This window comes from Streptomyces nigrescens (genome assembly GCF_027626975.1).
Taxonomy (GTDB): domain Bacteria; phylum Actinomycetota; class Actinomycetes; order Streptomycetales; family Streptomycetaceae; genus Streptomyces; species Streptomyces nigrescens.
Genome location: NZ_CP114203.1, coordinates 156896 through 174019 on the forward strand (window position 1 = coordinate 156896; position 17124 = coordinate 174019).

Annotated in this window: 10 protein-coding genes and 5 pseudogenes; 4 read left to right on the forward strand and 11 right to left on the reverse strand. The window is 66.9% G+C overall.

The features are described from left to right. Positions 1 to 43 precede the first annotated feature (43 nt). From STRNI_RS00815 to STRNI_RS41270, 6 genes and pseudogenes are all read right to left on the reverse strand, one after another. Entirely contained in the window at positions 44 to 805 is a 762-nt protein-coding gene (locus STRNI_RS00815) for an ABC transporter permease (RefSeq protein WP_266450496.1), read from the reverse strand. Then, entirely contained in the window at positions 802 to 1437 is a 636-nt protein-coding gene (locus STRNI_RS00820; protein WP_381682637.1) for an AAA family ATPase, read from the reverse strand. The genes STRNI_RS00815 and STRNI_RS00820 overlap by 4 nt, the downstream gene beginning before the upstream one ends. A 244-nt stretch (positions 1438 to 1681) precedes the next feature. Continuing rightward, positions 1682 to 3814 (reverse strand): annotated as a pseudogene (gene cas3 / locus STRNI_RS00825) (CRISPR-associated helicase Cas3'); the annotation flags it as partial. Positions 3815 to 4083: 269 nt separating this feature from the next. Continuing rightward, positions 4084 to 4668, reverse strand: a complete 585-nt coding sequence (locus tag STRNI_RS00830) for a hypothetical protein (RefSeq protein WP_266450498.1) — start codon at positions 4666 to 4668, stop codon at positions 4084 to 4086. A gap of 88 nt (positions 4669 to 4756) precedes the next feature. Next, positions 4757 to 5785 (reverse strand): NucA/NucB deoxyribonuclease domain-containing protein, encoded by a 1029-nt coding sequence (locus tag STRNI_RS00835; RefSeq protein WP_266450500.1) that lies wholly within the window; start codon positions 5783 to 5785, stop codon positions 4757 to 4759. A 438-nt stretch (positions 5786 to 6223) separates the two neighbouring features. Next, positions 6224 to 6544 (reverse strand): hypothetical protein, encoded by a 321-nt coding sequence (locus STRNI_RS41270; RefSeq protein WP_338149696.1) that lies wholly within the window; start codon positions 6542 to 6544, stop codon positions 6224 to 6226. A gap of 5 nt (positions 6545 to 6549) precedes the next feature. Here STRNI_RS41270 and STRNI_RS00845 point away from each other — a divergent pair. Continuing rightward, a pseudogene (locus STRNI_RS00845) lies at positions 6550 to 6813 on the forward strand (hypothetical protein); the annotation flags it as partial. Here STRNI_RS00845 and STRNI_RS00850 read toward each other — a convergent pair. Beyond that, positions 6765 to 7442, reverse strand: coding sequence for a hypothetical protein (locus STRNI_RS00850; RefSeq protein ID WP_266450502.1), 678 nt, complete (start codon positions 7440 to 7442; stop codon positions 6765 to 6767). The pseudogene STRNI_RS00845 and the gene STRNI_RS00850 overlap by 49 nt on opposite strands. A gap of 239 nt (positions 7443 to 7681) precedes the next feature. On the opposite strand from STRNI_RS00850, the gene STRNI_RS00855 reads away from it, so the two are divergent. After that, the gene (locus STRNI_RS00855; protein ID WP_109886335.1) at positions 7682 to 8230 is read left to right on the forward strand and encodes a DUF1062 domain-containing protein; all 549 of its coding nucleotides are present in this window, start codon (positions 7682 to 7684) and stop codon (positions 8228 to 8230) included. Between the two features lie 400 nt (positions 8231 to 8630). On the opposite strand, the gene STRNI_RS00860 is transcribed toward STRNI_RS00855, so the two are convergent. The 3 genes and pseudogenes from STRNI_RS00860 to STRNI_RS00870 all read right to left on the reverse strand — a co-directional run. Next, a complete protein-coding gene (locus tag STRNI_RS00860) occupies positions 8631 to 10484 on the reverse strand; it encodes a pentapeptide repeat-containing protein (protein ID WP_417817568.1) in 1854 nt (617 codons plus the stop codon). A gap of 236 nt (positions 10485 to 10720) precedes the next feature. Next, entirely contained in the window at positions 10721 to 10891 is a 171-nt protein-coding gene (locus STRNI_RS00865) for an NUDIX hydrolase (RefSeq protein ID WP_277410290.1), read from the reverse strand. A gap of 552 nt (positions 10892 to 11443) precedes the next feature. After that, positions 11444 to 12610 (reverse strand): annotated as a pseudogene (locus tag STRNI_RS00870) (NF041680 family putative transposase); the annotation flags it as partial. A gap of 451 nt (positions 12611 to 13061) precedes the next feature. Between STRNI_RS00870 and STRNI_RS41475 the strand changes: the two are divergent. Further along, positions 13062 to 13382, forward strand: a pseudogene (locus STRNI_RS41475) (PucR family transcriptional regulator); the annotation flags it as partial. A 275-nt stretch (positions 13383 to 13657) separates the two neighbouring features. On the opposite strand, the gene STRNI_RS00880 reads toward STRNI_RS41475, so the two are convergent. Next, positions 13658 to 14812 (reverse strand): aminotransferase class V-fold PLP-dependent enzyme, encoded by a 1155-nt coding sequence (locus STRNI_RS00880; RefSeq protein ID WP_266450510.1) that lies wholly within the window; start codon positions 14810 to 14812, stop codon positions 13658 to 13660. A gap of 1160 nt (positions 14813 to 15972) precedes the next feature. Here STRNI_RS00880 and STRNI_RS00885 point away from each other — a divergent pair. Then, positions 15973 to 16719, forward strand: a pseudogene (locus tag STRNI_RS00885) (SMI1/KNR4 family protein); the annotation flags it as partial. Between the last annotated feature and the right edge of the window lie 405 nt (positions 16720 to 17124).

Here is a 17124-nt window from a genome sequence, read left to right on the forward strand (position 1 = left end):
TCTTTCCTGGTGTGAGGCTGGGGAATGTGGCGCACGGTGGTTCTTATCCGATTTCATCCTGGTCCCACTTGAACGTGCGGACAGCCAGGAAAACGGCCCCGGCAGCGGTGGCGGTCACAACCAGGAGCGAGAGCCACAACGGGTGGGTCGCATTGCCCTGTGACATCTGTGTGCGCATGAGGTCCGCGAAGAAGGAAGTGGGCAGCAGGCTCAGCGTGGTACGAAGGGCCTCGGGCATGAGCTCCAGGGGGAACGCCAGACCGCTCAGGAACAGCGCCGCGAGCTGGACGAGGGTCCCCATGTTGGCGGCGGCGTCCGGCGAGGACAGTCGGCCGCCGATCAGGTAGCCGATGCCCCCGAACATGGCCAGGCCCAGCAGCGCGATCCCGAAGAGCGCCGGGAGCCGGCTCGGCTCCACCTTGCCGAGAGCGACAGCGAGGGCGAGTAGTACGGCCGCCTGGGTGGTGACCATGACGAGTCTGGCGAGCATGTGCGTGAACACCAGCCTTGCCCGGCCGACGGGAGTGGTCCCCAGCAGCCGGAGTGTGCCCTTGGCGCGCAGGGTAGCCAGCGGACCCGCAGTGACGGTCAGTGCTGCACTGGTGACGGCCAGGAAGATCGCCATCGGGATGACGAGCTGGAGGAAGTCCGGGGCACCGGCCTCCTTCGGCATGACCGAGCCGATGCCGAGGAAGATCCCCAGCATGCCGAAGGGGAAGAACAGTGCAAAGTAGAAGTACTTCGGGTCGCGTACGAGTTCGCGTGCGTGCAGGAGCGCCAGTTCACGAGTGGTCAGGGAGATCACGCCGTCACACCTTCCGCCTGAGCGGACTCTTTGCCCATTTTCGCTTCACCTGATTGTGGTCCGGTGGCCGCCTCTTGGAAGGAGACTCCGGTCAGGAGGCGGAAGACCGTTTCCAGGCCGGCCTCCTTGAGCTGGATCTGTCGGGCGCCGAGCGGACCGGCGACGAGGGCGAACGCCGCGTCGGAGTCGCTGGTCCGCAACACCACCCGGGTGGCACCGTCGGTGTCGTGGGCGTCCAGGTGCGAGACCCCGGCAGTGCCGCGCAGTTCTGTTAAGTCGGTGCCGACCGGGACGGTGAAGTGCAGTTCCCGTTCGGGCGCATGGGCGGCAATCAGATCTTGCGGAGCTCCGCACGCGGCGACCCCGCCCTTGTGAATCACGGCCACCCGGTCGCACAGTATCTCGGCCTCCTCCATGGAATGGGTCGAGAGCAATACGGTGCCGCCGGCCTTGCGGTGGTCGCGGACCGCGTCCCACAGCTCCTGCCGCGCGTTGGGGTCCATCCCGGTCGACGGCTCGTCGAGCACCAACAGGCGTGGGCGGGAGATGAGTGCCGTACCCACGAGCAACCGCTGCCGTTGGCCACCCGAGAGCTTCGCCACCCGAACATTGCGTGAGTCTGTCAGGCCCATCTTGGCGATGATGGCGTCGGGGGCATCGGGGTCGGGGAAGAACGTCTCCGGGCACTGCGATCGAAGATCCCTCGCGCTCCCTCAGCAGATGACTCGTGCGGCGCAGCAGCGCCTCCGGATACACCGCCCCCCACCGCTTGGGAGCCCGCACCTCCCCCCGCCCATCGACGGGCTCCACAACCGTCAGCCGCGGATGGTCGCCCACCCACGCCGGCCGACCGCCCTCATGCGCCTCCAGCTCCTGACGGTCATGCCGCATGCACCGCCCTGCCCGCTGCAACAACTGCGACAGCGGAGCCAGATCACTGATCACGACATCGAAGTCCAGGTCCGGCGACTGCTCCACCACCTGCGTCGCCACCAGCACCGACACCGGCGGCCGACGACGCCCGGCACCGGGCTTCCCGAACGCCTGCTCACACCTGTTGGTGATCGCCAACCGCTGTGCCGCCGGAAACCTCGAATGCAGCAGCAACAGTCCGTCTTCAGCCTCTGCCAGCTGCGGAAACTCCGCCCGCAACAGCCGATACGTCTCCTGCGCCTCCGCCACGGTCGTACAGCACACCAGAGCACACCCGCCTCGCTGCACCAACGACCGCAACTCCCCCACCACCGCCAGCCCACGCGCCGGCACCGCACCCGACGCCCCCTCCACCCCTACCGGGAGGGTGCGCACCTCGATCTGCCGGCCGCGCTCGCTCCCGACTGGGCGCGGTGCAGACACCTCGCCACTGCTCCCGCTGACATACAGCCACCCCGGATACACCGGAGCCACCTCGGACGGCTCACTGAAGCCGCACCCTCGCCGATAGGCATCCACCAGCGACGAGGCCGACCGTCCCGACAGCGTCGCCGACAACAGAACCACCGGTGCCCCCGCAGCGCCCAGCCACTCCAACAACCGCATCAGCAGACTGTGCATCCACGGCCCGTAGGCATGGGCCTCGTCCACCACCAAGACCTTGTTCGACAACCCCAGCAGGCGCAGCATGTTGTAGCGAACAGGCAAGACCCCCGCCAGCGCCTGATCGACTGTTCCCGTCGCCAACGGCGCCAACAATCCGCGCTTGGCACCCCTCAACCACCGCCCCGCCGTCAACGCCGAACCCGCGTCACTCACCACACCACCCGACTCAGCCCCCGGCTCCGCATACACCTCGCTCAGCCACGCCATGCTGTGCAGCAGGACTAGCGCACGTTCACCGGCGACATTGCGCTCTGCGAACTCCGCCACCCGGCCGTGCATCGCATCCGCCGTCGCCATCGTCGGCAGAGCGAAGAACAGGCCCGACGCCCCCGACGCCCTCCCCATCACAGACGCCGCGTGCAACGCCGCCTCCGTCTTCCCCTCCCCCGTCGGCGCCGTCACCAGCAACAACCCAGGACCATCGACCAACCCCGGCAACTCCTCGGCCACCGACGCCTGCAGGGCATTGGCAGCGAAATCAAACTGCTCCCCGAACGACTTCTCCAGCCACTGCGCAACACCCAACCCCGCCTCAGCCACCCACGCCCCGGCCGCAGCCACCGCACCCGCCCAATGCGCCGCCAGCTCCCCCTCACCAGCAACCCACCCGTCAGCCGGAAGACGCTGGCAGATCACCGCCTCCTGACTCGCCAGCCAGTCCGCCACGATCACCAGCCCCAGCACCACCACCGCCACCGACGCCGGCAACACCCCACTCACCACATCGTCCGGGCCCACCCCCACCAACCGACGCACCGCCTCGGCATGAGCAACCCGCTGCGCCTCCCACCCAGGCCCCCCAAGCTCCGCCACACACGCGCCCCGCGCCACAACCCGGCGCTGCGGAGTACGGTGCACCACACCGTGGTGGCCACCGAGCAACTGCGCGATCTGGTGATATGCCGACCGGCCCACCGACCGCCCCGTCGCATAGCCCCACTTCTCGAACACCGGCGCCAAGCCCCAATGCGTGGCCGTGTCGTGACCGAACTTCTGCCCTACCCGCTCGGCCTCGAGCGTGTCCCCAAGATCGCGCACCAACTCCGCGTAGGCGTCCGGCACTAACCCCTGGAATCCAGGAATGGCCTTCCCGACATCATGCAGACCGGCCCACAGGCTGATCAGACGCCGCAGACGCGCCTCCTCTACCCCAACAGCCTCTGCCAACCTGCGACGAGCAGGCTCCGTAAGCACGCGATCCCACAGAACACCAGCCACCGCAGCGGTATCCAACAAATGGCAAACCAGCGGATACCGCCGATCCAACCCGCGGGACTTGCCCCACACCCGAGCATCGACAAATGAGTCCACGAACCCCACCCCGATCACGACGCTGTGACACCACAAGGCATAGCAGCACCCACTGACAACGCCCCGGGCCAGCGAGCCCTCGCACCCCGCTCGAGGCATGGGCTATCGGACGCCCCACACGAAGGCGAGTTCGACCGGTACATTCATAGGGATGCACAGCACACGCTCCTTGAACCAAGAATCAGCAAAGCGCTCCTAACACCGCAGGTCGCGAAGAGTGCTCTCCGCGCAGGCGGAGGTGGCCCGGCGCCCGTCTGCATCCCGGTATCGAGGATCACGCGCTCTCCGCGCAGGCGGAGGTGGCCCGGCCCTCCAGGTCTTCGACGAGCTGGCCGGCGCGTGCTCTCCGCGCGAGCGGAGGTGGGCCGCTAGCCCAGGACCTCGTAGGGGTAGGTGGTGGTGTAGTCCTCTACGGGCATGGCGGCGTGCCTGGCGTAGTCGGCACGGTCGTCTTGGTGTGCTTCGGTGAGGGGCGGGTGCTGGGGCGGGCTCTGAGGCGCAGGCCAGAGCTGGAGGAGGTGGCGCTCGCCGCGGTCACCGAGGCCGGGCTCGCGATTGTCCGTGTGGCAGTGCAGACGCAGGCGCACCCAGGCGCCGCTGTCGGGGGCTGCTGTGATGTGGAGGGGTGGCTGGTCGGCGGGCCAGGCGTCGAGGATGTCGCCGGCCTCGAGCGTCGACAGCTGCACGGGGGAGGTCGTGGTCTGGAGGCTGAGTTCCTCAGCGGGGTCCCAGGCGGGATCGGTCTCGGGCGCTGGCGGGCTGTCGTGGACCTGGAGAGCGATGCGGACGGGGCCGGTGTCGGTGGCGGTCAGGACGATCGCACTGGATTTGCCTGCGGGTCCGCAGTGCCAGCCATAGGGCATCTCGTCGGGGTAGTCGTCGTGCTCGGTGAAGCCGATGAGGTAGCCGCTCTCCCCCACCTCGAAGGTGAAAGATGCTTCACGGACCAGCATGGGTTGACTCCTTCTTTGAGCAGGGTGTCTGCGTCCCGGTGACGGAGGGAGGCAGACACCCTGGTCTAGCGCAGTGCGGGGCTGGCCGTCAGGCGATCACGTAGAAGGGGTCGTGGTCCATGACGTGGAACTGGCGCCGCCAGTTGGTGATGCCGGCGCCCTGGGCGTCGTTCTCGTTCTTCTTCACCCAGGTGATGGTGCGCTGGCTGGCGGGCAGGTGGGTGCCGCCTTCGTAGGTGGAGGCGAAGGGGTACTCGTCGCAGGAGGTCCGTCCGGCGCGGCGCATGTCCGGGGGGACGGGGTGGTTGCAGACGGCCTGGCGGTTCTTGCGCTGCTGGGTGGTGTTGATCATCCAGTGCAGGGGTTTGCCGCCGTTGGGGTCGCCGTAGTGGCCCCCGTGGGAGCGGAGTTTGCGGATGCCTTCGGAGATGCGGGGCAGGGTGATCAGGTTGATGGCGGTGGGGGCCTCGGTCATGGCGCAGCCGGTGGTGCCGTAGTAGTTGTCGCACCGGTAGACGGCGGAGGCGTAGGAGGTCTTGCCGGGGCTGTAGCCGGGCTTGGTGAAGGTGTAGCCGTAGGTGGTCTTCGCTTTGGGGTTGATCTTCTTCCTGGCGATGGTGCCCGTGGTGTAGTTGACGGTGCCGGAGGCGGCGCTGTCGAGGCTGTGGCCCTGTGGGAAGTGGATGCCGGCCTTGGTGCCGCCGCCGGAGGAGGCGGCGATGTTCAGGTGGACGCCCTTGCCGGCGCGGGTGGTCTTCGCTTTGGAGACGGTGAACTTCTCGCTCCAGTTCGCGGAGCTCGCCTTCAGGGTCATCTGGTGCTTGACGTTGAAGTCGGCGGTGCCTTCGATGACGGGTCGGCCGTTGATGACCTTGATGACGTCGACGTGGACAGCGACCCATTCGCACTCGCTGAACCGGTTGATCGTGATCCGGTTGATGGTGCACGAGGCGGCGGCGATGGCGCTGCGGCCCGCAGCGTCTGTCTGGTGGGTGGTCGGGCGGATGGTGACCCGCAGCTGTCCGGCATTGGGCTGAGCAGCCGTGGCGGCAGGTGCGGCTGTTCCCAGCACACTCAGGACCACGGCTCCCGTGGTGAGCAGCTTTGCCAGTTTCAAGTTGTACCCCCTGTGGTGGTCACGGCCGACCAAGGGACCACAGGTCAACTCCGCGCTCCCCCGATCGCGTTGACGGCATCAAAGCACAGGCTCGACACGCACTGCTCACCTTTTGGTGGACTTTGATGGAAGGGCGCGGGAATCGGTCAAAGTGTCCGGTTCCCGCCGACAGTGCTCAGCTTCGACGCGCTCCCCGCATCGCGAGGCTGAGTACGCGAACAGGCAACAGGTCCGAGGCGCAGCAAGAGGAGCCCCAGACAGCTCGGCGCGGCCGGGGGCCCGGTGGCCGGGTGGCGGGTTCGGGTCCGTCCAGCCCAGAGAGCCGCTCGGGCGCGGTCACTCAGCGAGGAGCCGGGACTAGAGGGCGCGGGCAGGAACGGTCCGGGGCGGACACCGAACGGGGCGGAACACGGATAGGCCGGACGACGGACATAGCGTCTAGGTCAGGCTGCCACAGGAAGGCAGATCCGGTCTGGCCTGCCCGCGGGCACGTCCGGAGGGAGCGGCCCGTGCCGGTCCGGTCTCATGGGCCGGCGTCAACGTGGTGTTGGTACCAGGACAGCCAGCTGCCTCCTTCTGCAATTTGGTCCGCTCGGCGCGGTCGACCGTCAGCTTCCAGCGGAGCTTCGCGGATACCCAGTCGGCGACGTAGGTGCACGTCGCGTCCTTGGCTGGCGGCATCCATTCAGCTGGGTCCTTGTCTCCCTTGGTGCGGTTGGGTCCCAGGCTGACGGCGACGAGGCTGCGTTCGCTGCCCACCGGCCGATCAACGCAGCCACCGCTTGAGGCGCGGCAGCCAAGGCGGCAGACCGCCCGCCTTCGACCGCGAGGCATACAAGCAGCGCAACACCGTCGAACGCTGCATCAACCGCCTGAAGCAGTGGCGGGGCATCGCCACCCGCTACGAGAAGACCGCAACCATCTATCTGGCCGGACTCTACGTCGCCGGCATCTTTCTTTGGTCTGCCAGGCCAACGACTCAGGAGCAGGAGCGAACCGCATCGTCCCAGGCACCAGGGCTGCGGTAGTGGTTCTTGTGCCCCGCGGCAAGTACGTGGCGCAGTTCGGCAAGGTGCTGGGTGTTCGCGGGAAGATCCAGCCGGCCGAGGAAGGTCAGTGCGGCAGCCGGCTCCAGGTCGCCGCAGACGTCGTGGAAGCTCGCCAGGAGGCCGCTGAAGACGGCCGAGTGCAGGGCAGGAAGCCGCATAGCGGTGCGGTACGTCAGCTCCTTCACCGTCCAGCGCACCGGTCCCGAACACTCCAGAACCCGATGGGCTCGGCGGAGCAGGGCTTCCGATCGCTCGGCCACCACCCGGTCGATGTCGTTACCGAGAACCTCGGCGAAGGCCGTCGCAGAAGTGGCGTGATCCTCGAACCAGTCCACCCACAGCGAGTAGGTGACGGCCTCGGCCTCCCGGTCCGCCTCCAGCCGCTGACGGTAGCCGTCCCACAGCACGTCGGCCGGCAGGGGACCCTCCACACCCTCGTTCGCGAACCGGATCTCGCACGTGACCCAGTACTCGTCGAGGAGGTCCAGCAGCCCGAAAGCCAACCGCACCTGCTCGGCTGCATCCAGGTCTTCGGCGAACACATCACCGGCCCAGGAGTGCGCCACCTGGTTGGCGGTGAGCAACGCGTCCGGTTCCTCGTCGCTCACCCACCCGTCGCTCACCCGACTGACGCCCTGATCAGCCAGCCAACGCCGCGTTGCCTCCTCGGCTTGCATCTCCACTCGGAAAGTATGACAAGCCTCGCAAGATCCGAACGAAACGGCCTAGGCAAGGACGTGCCGTTGTACACCCTGTGAGACCTCCCAAGTGCTGATTTGTCGCGCGTCGCACGTGTGCGCCGCGCTCCTTTCTGCTGCGGTCTTCTCACTGAAACCGGTGTACTTCTGTGCTCAACAACTGGGTTGTCATGCCCACCTGCCTGCCTCTCGTCCTCCGCCGTTGCCACACGTGCGCATCCGACCGCTTCCGGGCGAACGGCAAGTTTCGCGTCAACGCAAACCACAAGCTCCTCGACGCCTGGCTCCTCGTGCTCTGCACCTCTTGCGGGGAGACTGCAAAGCTCACGATCCTGGAGCGGGTGAATGTGCGCTCCGTACAGCCTGAGCTGCTGGACCGCCTACATGCCAACGACCTTGGTCTGGCGGCTGAGTTGCTCCAGGATCCGGTCGTGCAGCGTCGTAATCGCATCGCCCTCGACTGGGACGACGCCTGGCGCCTCGACACCGGCGGATCGGGTCACATGGACCGCGAGGCGATCGACGTCTCGGTCCGCTTTGCGGCGCGGATCCCTGTCCGGCCGGTGCGACTGATCGCTGAAGGGTGCGGTCTTTCGCGGGCCGAGGTCGAGAGACTGATCACGGAGGGCAAACTCGTTTCGGCAGTCCGGCTGAGCGGCAAGCTCTCCTGCGACTTCACCTTCACGCTCAAGCGCTGAGCCCTCCTCGGGACCAAGGGCCTGTCCGGCAAGATCCGCCGGACAGGCCCTAGTTGTCCGAGGCCGGGCCGTCCTGGGCAGCACGGCTCACCGGTACCCGGGCCTTGGAATCTGCGGAAGGTTCGTTGGAGAGCATCGCCACCATGCGACCACAGCCCAAGCACTCGAACCAAGTTGTGCACAGTCTTCGAGATACCAACGCAGAGGGCGCCAAGCCGTGTCGGCGCCGTGCCCGAGCGCTGCGTTCAGTTGAAGATGGTCTGTCCCACTCGCCCCAGAACGAAGCGGTGGGCCATGGCCCGCATCCGCGTGCCATGACGCGGGCCGGAAAGGCCCTAGACACAACCGTTGGCCGTGCTCGCGGCGGCTTTCTGCTGCCCATATGCCCTCGGGTGGGTGGTCAGCGCTTGACACGGTTGCGGACGGCCAGGACCGCGAGGCCCAGCAGAACGGGCTCGGTTACGCGGGAGGCCATCTCGATGTAGGTGCCGACCGTGGTCAGGTCATTGTTGGAAGAGCGGAAGACCACCGAGTTGAGCGTGACGTTCAGGGCCTTCTCGAAGCGCTTGCCAGCGAACCTGTCTTTGGTGGGGTTTTGGGGGTCCGCCTTGTCGATCTCGAAGGTGACCTTGCCTCCGCCGGGCGGCACAGTGCCGGTCGCTTCCTGCTTCGTGGCGTCCTTTGGGAGTCCGAAGCCCATCAGCAGCACGATTGTGACGACCATAGCGGCAACGAGCCAGCCCAGGGCCCGGGAGGCGCGCAGGCCATAGCCGGACAGAAGCCAGTAGCCGTGCAGCAGTCTGCGCTCGGCAGGAGTGGTGCCAGTACGGTCGTGACGGCGCATCTCCATCTCGCCGTAGTAGAAATCCGCCGCCCCCGGCTCGTTCTTGCCGTCCTCGAACGCCTTGCGCAGCGCCCGGTACACAGGCGCCAGCTGCGCCGGCCCGACGTGTCCGGAGCCAGACAGCGCCACGGTCCAGCCCCCACCCGCTGTCGGCTGGCTCGCGCGCCAGTGACATTCCTCGGCGAGTATGCGGCGCTGGGTGAACCGGACAGGGGGCCACGTACGCCAGCGCATGCCGGACGGTGCCGTGCCGAAGGAGCAGGCGCCCTCCATCCGCAGCTGGTCCAGATGCACGGTCCCGGTGAACAGGCTCCCCGAAAGGTCGACGTCAGCCAGGACTAGGTGTGCCGCGTCCACTCCCTGCAGCGAGGCGATCCGCACCCTGGCATCCCTGGCAAGGATATGTTCCGCAACCGGCAGCCCGTCAGGGAGCACGAATGGCTCGGCCTCCGCGGCAATGGTGAGGGGGTATTCGAAGACCGCGTGTGCAAAGTCCACCGTGGCGTAGCGCAGACGCACCTCTGCCGTTGACGACCAGCGGGTCCGCCGGCACTCCAGGCGGCGCGCGGCAAACGAGAGGGTTACCGGGCCGCCGAACACGGCCCCGGACAGCACCACCCGCTCAGCGCACACCAACGGCCCGAGGCTGGCCAACCGCTCGAAAACCGCCTGTTCGAACCCGGCGTCGCCGTGGAAGGTCGTCGAGCCGAACCTGGCATCGCTTCGGAAGGTCGTCGACTCGAACCCGGCGTCGCTTCGGAAGGTCGTCGACTCGAACCCGGCGTCGCCGTGGAAGATCGCAGACTCGAACCCTGCGCCGCCGTGGAAGATCGCCCGGCCGAACGCGGCGTCATTTTGGAAGGTCGCCCGGTCGAACTGGGCGGCTTGTAAGGTCGCCGACTCGAACGTGGCGCCGCCTTCGAAGGTCGCCGAATCGAACGTGGCGCCGTCCTGGAAAGTCGCCGAGTAGAACACGGCGCGGTGTTGGAAGGTCGTCGAAGCGAAGCTGGTGACGCCTTGAAAGGCCGCCCGGCCGAATACGGCGGATTGGAAGGTCGCCGACTCGAACGTGGCGCCGCCATGGAAGATCGCCGAGCCGAACAGGGCGAGGCCGAGGCGGGGGTGTCCGGTGGCGGGGTCGCGGAGGGCGTCGAGGAGGGCACTGACGAGAGGTCCGGTGAACGGGGTGCCGCGATGGTCGATGTCGCTGCCGGGGACCAGTCCGGCCAGGTAGGCATCGCGGTCGGCCTCAGTTAGGTGGGCGAGGCATGCGGTGTGGCCGGTTACGTGGATGCCGCGGCAGCCCATTGGGTTTTCTGGGGTAGTGCCGTGGCCGCAGTGCGGCCAGTCAGGCAGATTTGGGGACGGTGCGGAGCTCGGGTGCGTCATGCCCGAAGGACGATTGAGCACGGCCGGATAGTTGCCTTAACCGCGCGTCTCGGAGGACATCACTGAAACCTTCGGTGCGGTGCTGAAGGACGCACCGAAATGCATCGTGCGCTACTGAAATGTTGCGTGCGGTCCGACATACTCCGTGATCAACGAGGTGAGGACGGCTTCCGCGCACGGCGGGCTACGGAGGTGCGCAGGTTGCCCGGAACAGCCAAGAAACTCCGGAACTGGGTGACACGGAGGAAGCCCCACCCCTAGAATTCGCCGCCCGTCTCCTCCTGCGGCTCCCGCACGGCCGCCTGCTCCGACGACTCGCCTACCTCGAGCTTGCCCGCCGGGAACTGCCAGCGCAGATCCCCCGCGCAGACATGTTCGACCAGCAGCCGCCTGCCATGAACGGTCAGCCGGGCATTACGGTGGGACACGAAGACCTCCGTGCGGTGCAGTCCTAGACAGCTCCACCACACCGGAGGTCTTCGCCGTGATCAAGCCCGACCAGTGTCAACAACGCTCGTGATCAATACACCTAGCCACTCCCGCGAGTGACCACCATCCCTGTTCGGCGACGACCGACGCTACGGCGCTATCAACAGATCATGATCAAGACGACGGTCCGCGCCTTCGCGGCCTGTGGGAGCGAGGCGAGAACGATGGCGCCCTGATTGACCTTCGGATCAGACGGTCAGCCAGGGCTACGCGTCGCTGCACAGGGTTGCGGTCTTCGTCTCGGTCCAGGAGTCTGGCCCAACAATGAGCCCGTAAGGTTGCGGGGGTCCTGGCGTCGGCAGCTGGTTGAGGTCGGCCGGGTCCCTCCGCCAACTGATTCCGACACGATCAACGAAGAACAGCGCGGCAGGCTTGCCGCCGCGGGTCCACACTGTGGTATCGCTGGTGGCCCGGACGAAGCCGCCCTTCTTGGGCATGAAGACGGTTTCACTGCACGGCGCCAGGCTCCCCAGATAGATGGCGACCCTGCCCATTTGGGTGTGGGCGACGATCAGGATCCAGGTCCAGCGGTCCGCGGCCTCGGGAGTGCGGAGTTTCGTGGTGGTCCAGCCGAGGGTCTGCTTCGCGAAGCGGAAGGTGTGTTCCAGATCAAAGCGGCGGAGAAATGCCTGCCAGCAACGGTCCACGTCGTCGGGGGGGCGCCGGTCTTCGAGGTCCACAACCACACTGGCGGAGCCTCGCGTTCCTTCGACAGGTACTCGACCTTCAGCCGGATCAACGTCCCATCCACCAAGGGGAGTTCACCGTCGTGGTCGAGCCAGGCCGAACGGTGGGTGAGCCGGGGGTGGACCCGGTCCCATGCCTGGGTCTCGGCCGTGCCGTAGTTGCTGGTGTCGGTAACGGTAGTGATCGCGGGCTCGGGCCAGCTCTCCGGCTTGGTAAACCGGAATTCCGGGCCGTGCTTGGGTGGCCGACCGTTGACGCCGTGCATCCTCGGTGGTTTCGGCAGACGCATGACGCGGCCGGAGCGGACCCGGCCGACCATCTCGACGGGCAGGTCGCGCAGGACCCAGGCCAGGCGGGTGACGTCGTAGCCGGCATCGCTGACGATCACAATGTCCGGGCCCCCGGCCTGCCACTGGCCCGCGGTGATAAGCCGCTCAACGACTCCTCGAAGCTGGTCAGCGGTGATCGCGGTCGCATCGTCCGCCGGGCCAAGCCGGACCGCGTCCAGGATCGCGGTCCAGGACCTGGCGCCCGGCTCCAGCAGGACGACGAAGGAGTAGGGCCAGCCTGGAATGAACTGCGACGCCGTCTTCGCACGGCCGTAGACGTGGCAGAACAGCCGCTCCGCTGAGCACGCGCGTCCGAACGAAGCCACGGCGACACATCGACCGCCAGGACCAGGCACCCGCCGTCGAAACGCGGCAGCGACAGCCCGGCCAGCACCGTCCGCAGCCGATTGACGTCGATCCGGCCGTGGTTCAGGCCGCCGTACATCGCTCCGCGCCCACGACGATGCTCGGGCAGTAACGTCAAGTCCACCGGGGCTTCACCGCACCGTCTGCACACAGCACCGCGTCCACCAGTTCGAACAACTCGTCGCGCCGAACGGTCAGACACTCATAGAACTCACGCCGGAAGGCTGACTCTTCCGCGAACGCTTCCCTCCGGACAGCAACAGGCAGCAGACTCACCCTCACGGCCTTCGTCTTGGTCACGTGCCCCTTGGTCGGAGCACATGATCAGACGAAGGCCGTTCCTGCGTCCGGTGATTGCCGGGCTTACGATCAAGTTCGACGGCCGTTCGAGGCCCACATGGGGGCGCAATGACAGAGATCGCTCAGTGGCTCAAGGACTGGCATGCCGCACATGAACACGAGCTTCGCTCTCGTGGGATCAGCTCTGCGGTGAAGCGGCCCGTCCCAGGAACCCCGGCCCGAGGGCGGCCGAAGGCCACGGCAGTGAGCCTCACACTGGAATCAGACGAGCGCACGGGGATGGTGTTCCTCTGGGAATCGGGTGCCACTTCACTGCTCTTCATCGACTCCGGAACTGAGCACACCTGGCAGGACCAACGGGTGCTCACCTCCGAAAACGACCTGCCACAGATCCTGGCGCCCCTCGTGAAGCTAGTCGAAGCAGCTTCCGACGGTAGTTAAAGAACAAGCTAAGCGGGCCCGGCGGCGTGCGTGGGGGCCCGGCCAAGTGGCCAGGGCGAGAGGTAGGAGTACGAGAGCGATGTCGCCCTTCCGACGCTGCGGCGTCGTCCAGTCCTACCGAGAGGCGCTGAACGCTCTCGGCCTGGCAGCGCGTATGAACCTCGACGGTCCCGTCCTCCACGCCGCGGACCTCCTGGTCTCCCCCGTCCTCACCCGGGACCGCGAGGCCATGGCCGACCTCGTACGCAGCGCACTCGCCCCCCTCCGGCAGGCCCGTGGCGGCGCCGAGCCGCTGTTGGAGACCCTGACCGCGTAGTTCGACTCAGGACGCACGCGTAGCTACTTGCCCCTGAAGAAACGGGGTTGCTGCTGGGGTGACCCGAAGGGCCGCGCAACTTCGGGTACACGGTCCTACCGCGCTCACGAGGAGGGTCAGAGCCGGCCGGGACATGAGCCGACGCCTGGCCGCCGTCGGCTACCTGTGGGCCTTCGCCGCCCTGCGCTCGACGGAACCATCTCCAGCCCGTCGCCGTAGCCCGTGCCGACGCCCCAGCGACGCCCCGGGGAAGCCCAGAACGGCTTTCAGCGGGTGAGATCGGCCAGGCTGTTGAGCGCAGTGTCGACCTCTGCTGGAGTATTGATGACGGCGGTGCCGATGCGGGTGTAGGTCGAGGTGGACAGCCGCACGCGGTGGGCGGCGGCGTGGTCGACGACCTGCTGATGGGTGTGGCCTGCCACGCTGAAACAGGTGATGCCCGCTGACAGTTCCGGGTCGGCAGGGGTGTGCACGGTGACCCCGCGAATGCGGCTCAGTCCTTGTTTCACCCGGGTCGACAGCTGTGTGATCCGAGTGGCAACGTGTGCTCGGCCCAGTTGCTCATGCAGCGCCACCGCGACCGGCAGGGCGAAGGCATGCTCGAACGCCAAGAACCCGCCGGGCGACAGGGACGCTGCTCCCCCGCCGCTGATGAAGCTCACGAACGTGGGTCGCAGCTGCTCCAGGACGTCCGGCGCCACCCAGACCAGCCCTGTTCCCCTTGGGCCGAACAGCCATTTGTGCGTTCCGGCGATCACCATGTCTGCGCCCAGGCCGGCGGCTTCCTCGTCGACTGCCGCCAGCCCGTGCACGCCGTCGACGACCAGCAGGCACCGGTCGGCAGGACTGCGCCCTTCATTGGCCCGGCGCACCACCTCGGCCACCGCACGCACCGGCATCCGAAGCCCCGTGCTGGACTGCACCCAGGTGATCCCCACGACTCTGGTGTTCGGGCGTATCGCCTTGCCGACTGCCGCTGCGATGCCGTCTGCCGTCGTGGTGGCCGGATCGGCGAACCAGGAGGCCAGCCGCACCGTGTTGCCATGCTTTTCGGCGGCCAACCGGGCGGCGGTGCGATGGGAGATGTGGTCGTGCTCCGTCAGCAGAAACTCTTGTCCCGGACGGGTCACGACGCCGTTGTAGACGACACCCAGCCCGATACTCGTGCTCGCCGTCATCGCGATGTCCTCGGCCCGGCCTCCCACATAGGCCGCGAGCGACTGGCGTACCCGGGGCCATCCGGTCGGACCGTCGGGCAGCGCCATCCCCGTGGTCACCGACAGAGGATTGGCGTCGACCTGTGCCCTCAGATGATCCACCGCATCCCGCACCACCTTCGGATGCGAGGCCAGGTAGAACAACGCGAGGTTCACCCATCCCGGCTCCAGACGGAACTGCGCCCGCAAGGCGTCCCAGTCCACGCGTCCGTCGACCGTAGTTACCGGCCGCTCCCGCGGTGTGTTCACCCTCGCCGCGCCGGAGCTGGGCACGAGGGTGACCGCCACCGCTCCTGCAGATCTCGCCAGCAAACCGCGCCGACTTGTCATCGACATCCAGCACCCCTTCGCACCGCGACCGGCGCAGCGGTGGCGGAATAACTGTCGGTGCCCTTCTGGTAACGAGGCTACGCGAGCTGGCCGCGGGTGCCGACAGCACCATCACCCGAACGGCCTCTGCCCGTGAAGCGATGTCAAGCAGACACCTTTCTTCCGGCGGATCGCTCTCGCTGTCCAGGGCATGGCGAATCTTGTCGAGCATCTGGTGCTGGTGAAAGCTTTCCGGCGGATGGTGTCACTGACGGAGGTCATGCGCCCGCAGGGTGGAGGCCAGCCTCACCACCAAAGCCGCGCCCCTTCGTGCTGCGCGAGGACGGAGACCGGAATGGTACGAGCCCGTTGGCGCCGACCCGTTCGTCATCCACTACCCCGCCCCCCAGCGGACATCGGGGCGCCGCAGGCGCGGCACCGGGGCCCATACCTGCCCTTCGACAGGCCCTGGCGCCGGAGTCCAGCCCACCCGTAGTTGAGCTGAAGGTCACGACCAAGCGCCAGCTGAAGGAACGGTTGGCGCTGGCTTGATCTGCGCTATGTAGTGTTCGGCAAGTATGCTGGCATATGCCAGAGGTTGGTGCGGGGTATATCTGCAAAGGGGGCATCGATATGGAAGATGCCGCTTTCATACCGGCGAGCCCCGCGGCTCCTTGCCTGCACGATGGCCCCGCGGGGGCCATCTGTCTCGCCGTGCCCACTGGCCGCCGCCCCCGGAGCCTGGCCGCAGCGGTGGGGCGGGCGCCAGGCTCGCAGTAAATCTTGGTCCGCGGCGAAGCAAACGCATGTTCCAAGTCGCAACGTCGATTGCTGCGCAAAAGCTCCATCCGAACCGCAAGTGAGCCTGCGCGGGCTGTCAGTGGAGCCGTGTAGAACTTGTCAGCATGGATGATCAGCGGAAGATTTCCGTGGAACGAGTTCTGCGGACCATGGCTGCGCGCATCGAGGCAGCCGCTCCGGAGGGGTGGCGACGAGGGCGGCTATGTACCTATCGTGGGGCCTCGGGCAGCGGCGGCGGGAACAGTTTTTATGAGATGGCCGATGGCCACAAACAAGGGTGCGTAGTCCCACGGGGGGCTAAGGAGCTGTACGCGCTCAGCGGTGCATCCACTGACCATCTGACGATTGAGCTGACTGTCGAGCCCTCGGGGCGGTTCGAGGCGGTGCTCAGTCAGGCCATCACGCGTAAAACGTACCCTGAGCAAGACCAGCTTCTTTATGTTCTGCGTCCGGACCACCTGCCCGTGCAGCCTGGAGCCGAGCAGAACGGGCCATCCGACCCGACGCCCGCGGGTGATCCGGAGGAGGCTGTCCGGCTGTTCCGCCAGTACCTACAAAAGCGTGCGGACATCCACGGGGAGGAAGAGTTTCTGCCTCCTCCGTTGGACCCGGTCCAGCGGGCCGCCCTGCTGGACGCCTTCCAGGGTGAACTGCCCCCTGACCTGGTGGCCCTGTACGGCGAGGCTGACGGCGACGACGAGATCGGGCTGTTCCACGGCCACCCGTGGTTCGGTCTCGAGTCCACAACCACCCATATCCATCACCACTACGAGTGGAAGTGGACGGACAATCCGTTGCGGGCGATGGCCGGCGAGGCGGAGCCGCCGGAGACCATCCGACGCTGGCTGAACAGCCCGAACTGGATCCCCTTTGCGACCAGCACCGGCGGCGACTACCTGGCGGTCGACATGGATCCGGGGCCGGCCGGCCGACCGGGCCAGGTCATCCGCGTCGGGAGAAATTATCGCCCCCAGCCTGTCTACGTAGCCGACTCGGTCACCACCATGCTGCGCCAACATGTGACGGCACTCGACCGGGGCGACTACTGGGAAGAGGACGGGTACCTGGACGTCGATGTCAAGATCCCGAGTTACTTGGACGACAGCAAGACCTTCTGGCGTGGTGAGGGCCCGATCCCAAAGAAGCCACACCGGATCCACACCCTGGTCGTCGACAAGGTCAAGAGTCTCGATCTCGAAGCCGTCCGCAGGGCGCCACACATGAGGGCAGTCATGCTGTTCGGTAAAGGTCCCGTTGACCTGCGTCCGCTGCTTGACATCCCACTTGAGGTATTGCACCTACATTTGGATGCGGTCGATCTGCAACAGATAGCCGGTCACCCAACCCTGCGCGTGGTGCAACTCTCCACAAGACGACCTGTCGATCTCAGCGCGCTGCGGACGTTC

Coding starts and splice junctions, on each gene's coding strand:
- STRNI_RS00830 (WP_266450498.1), bottom strand. CDS start 4,668: ATGCTGGTCCGTGAAGCATCTTTCACCTTCGAGGTGGGGGAGAGCGGC.
- STRNI_RS00820 (WP_381682637.1), bottom strand. CDS start 1,437: ATGGGCCTGACAGACTCACGCAATGTTCGGGTGGCGAAGCTCTCGGGT.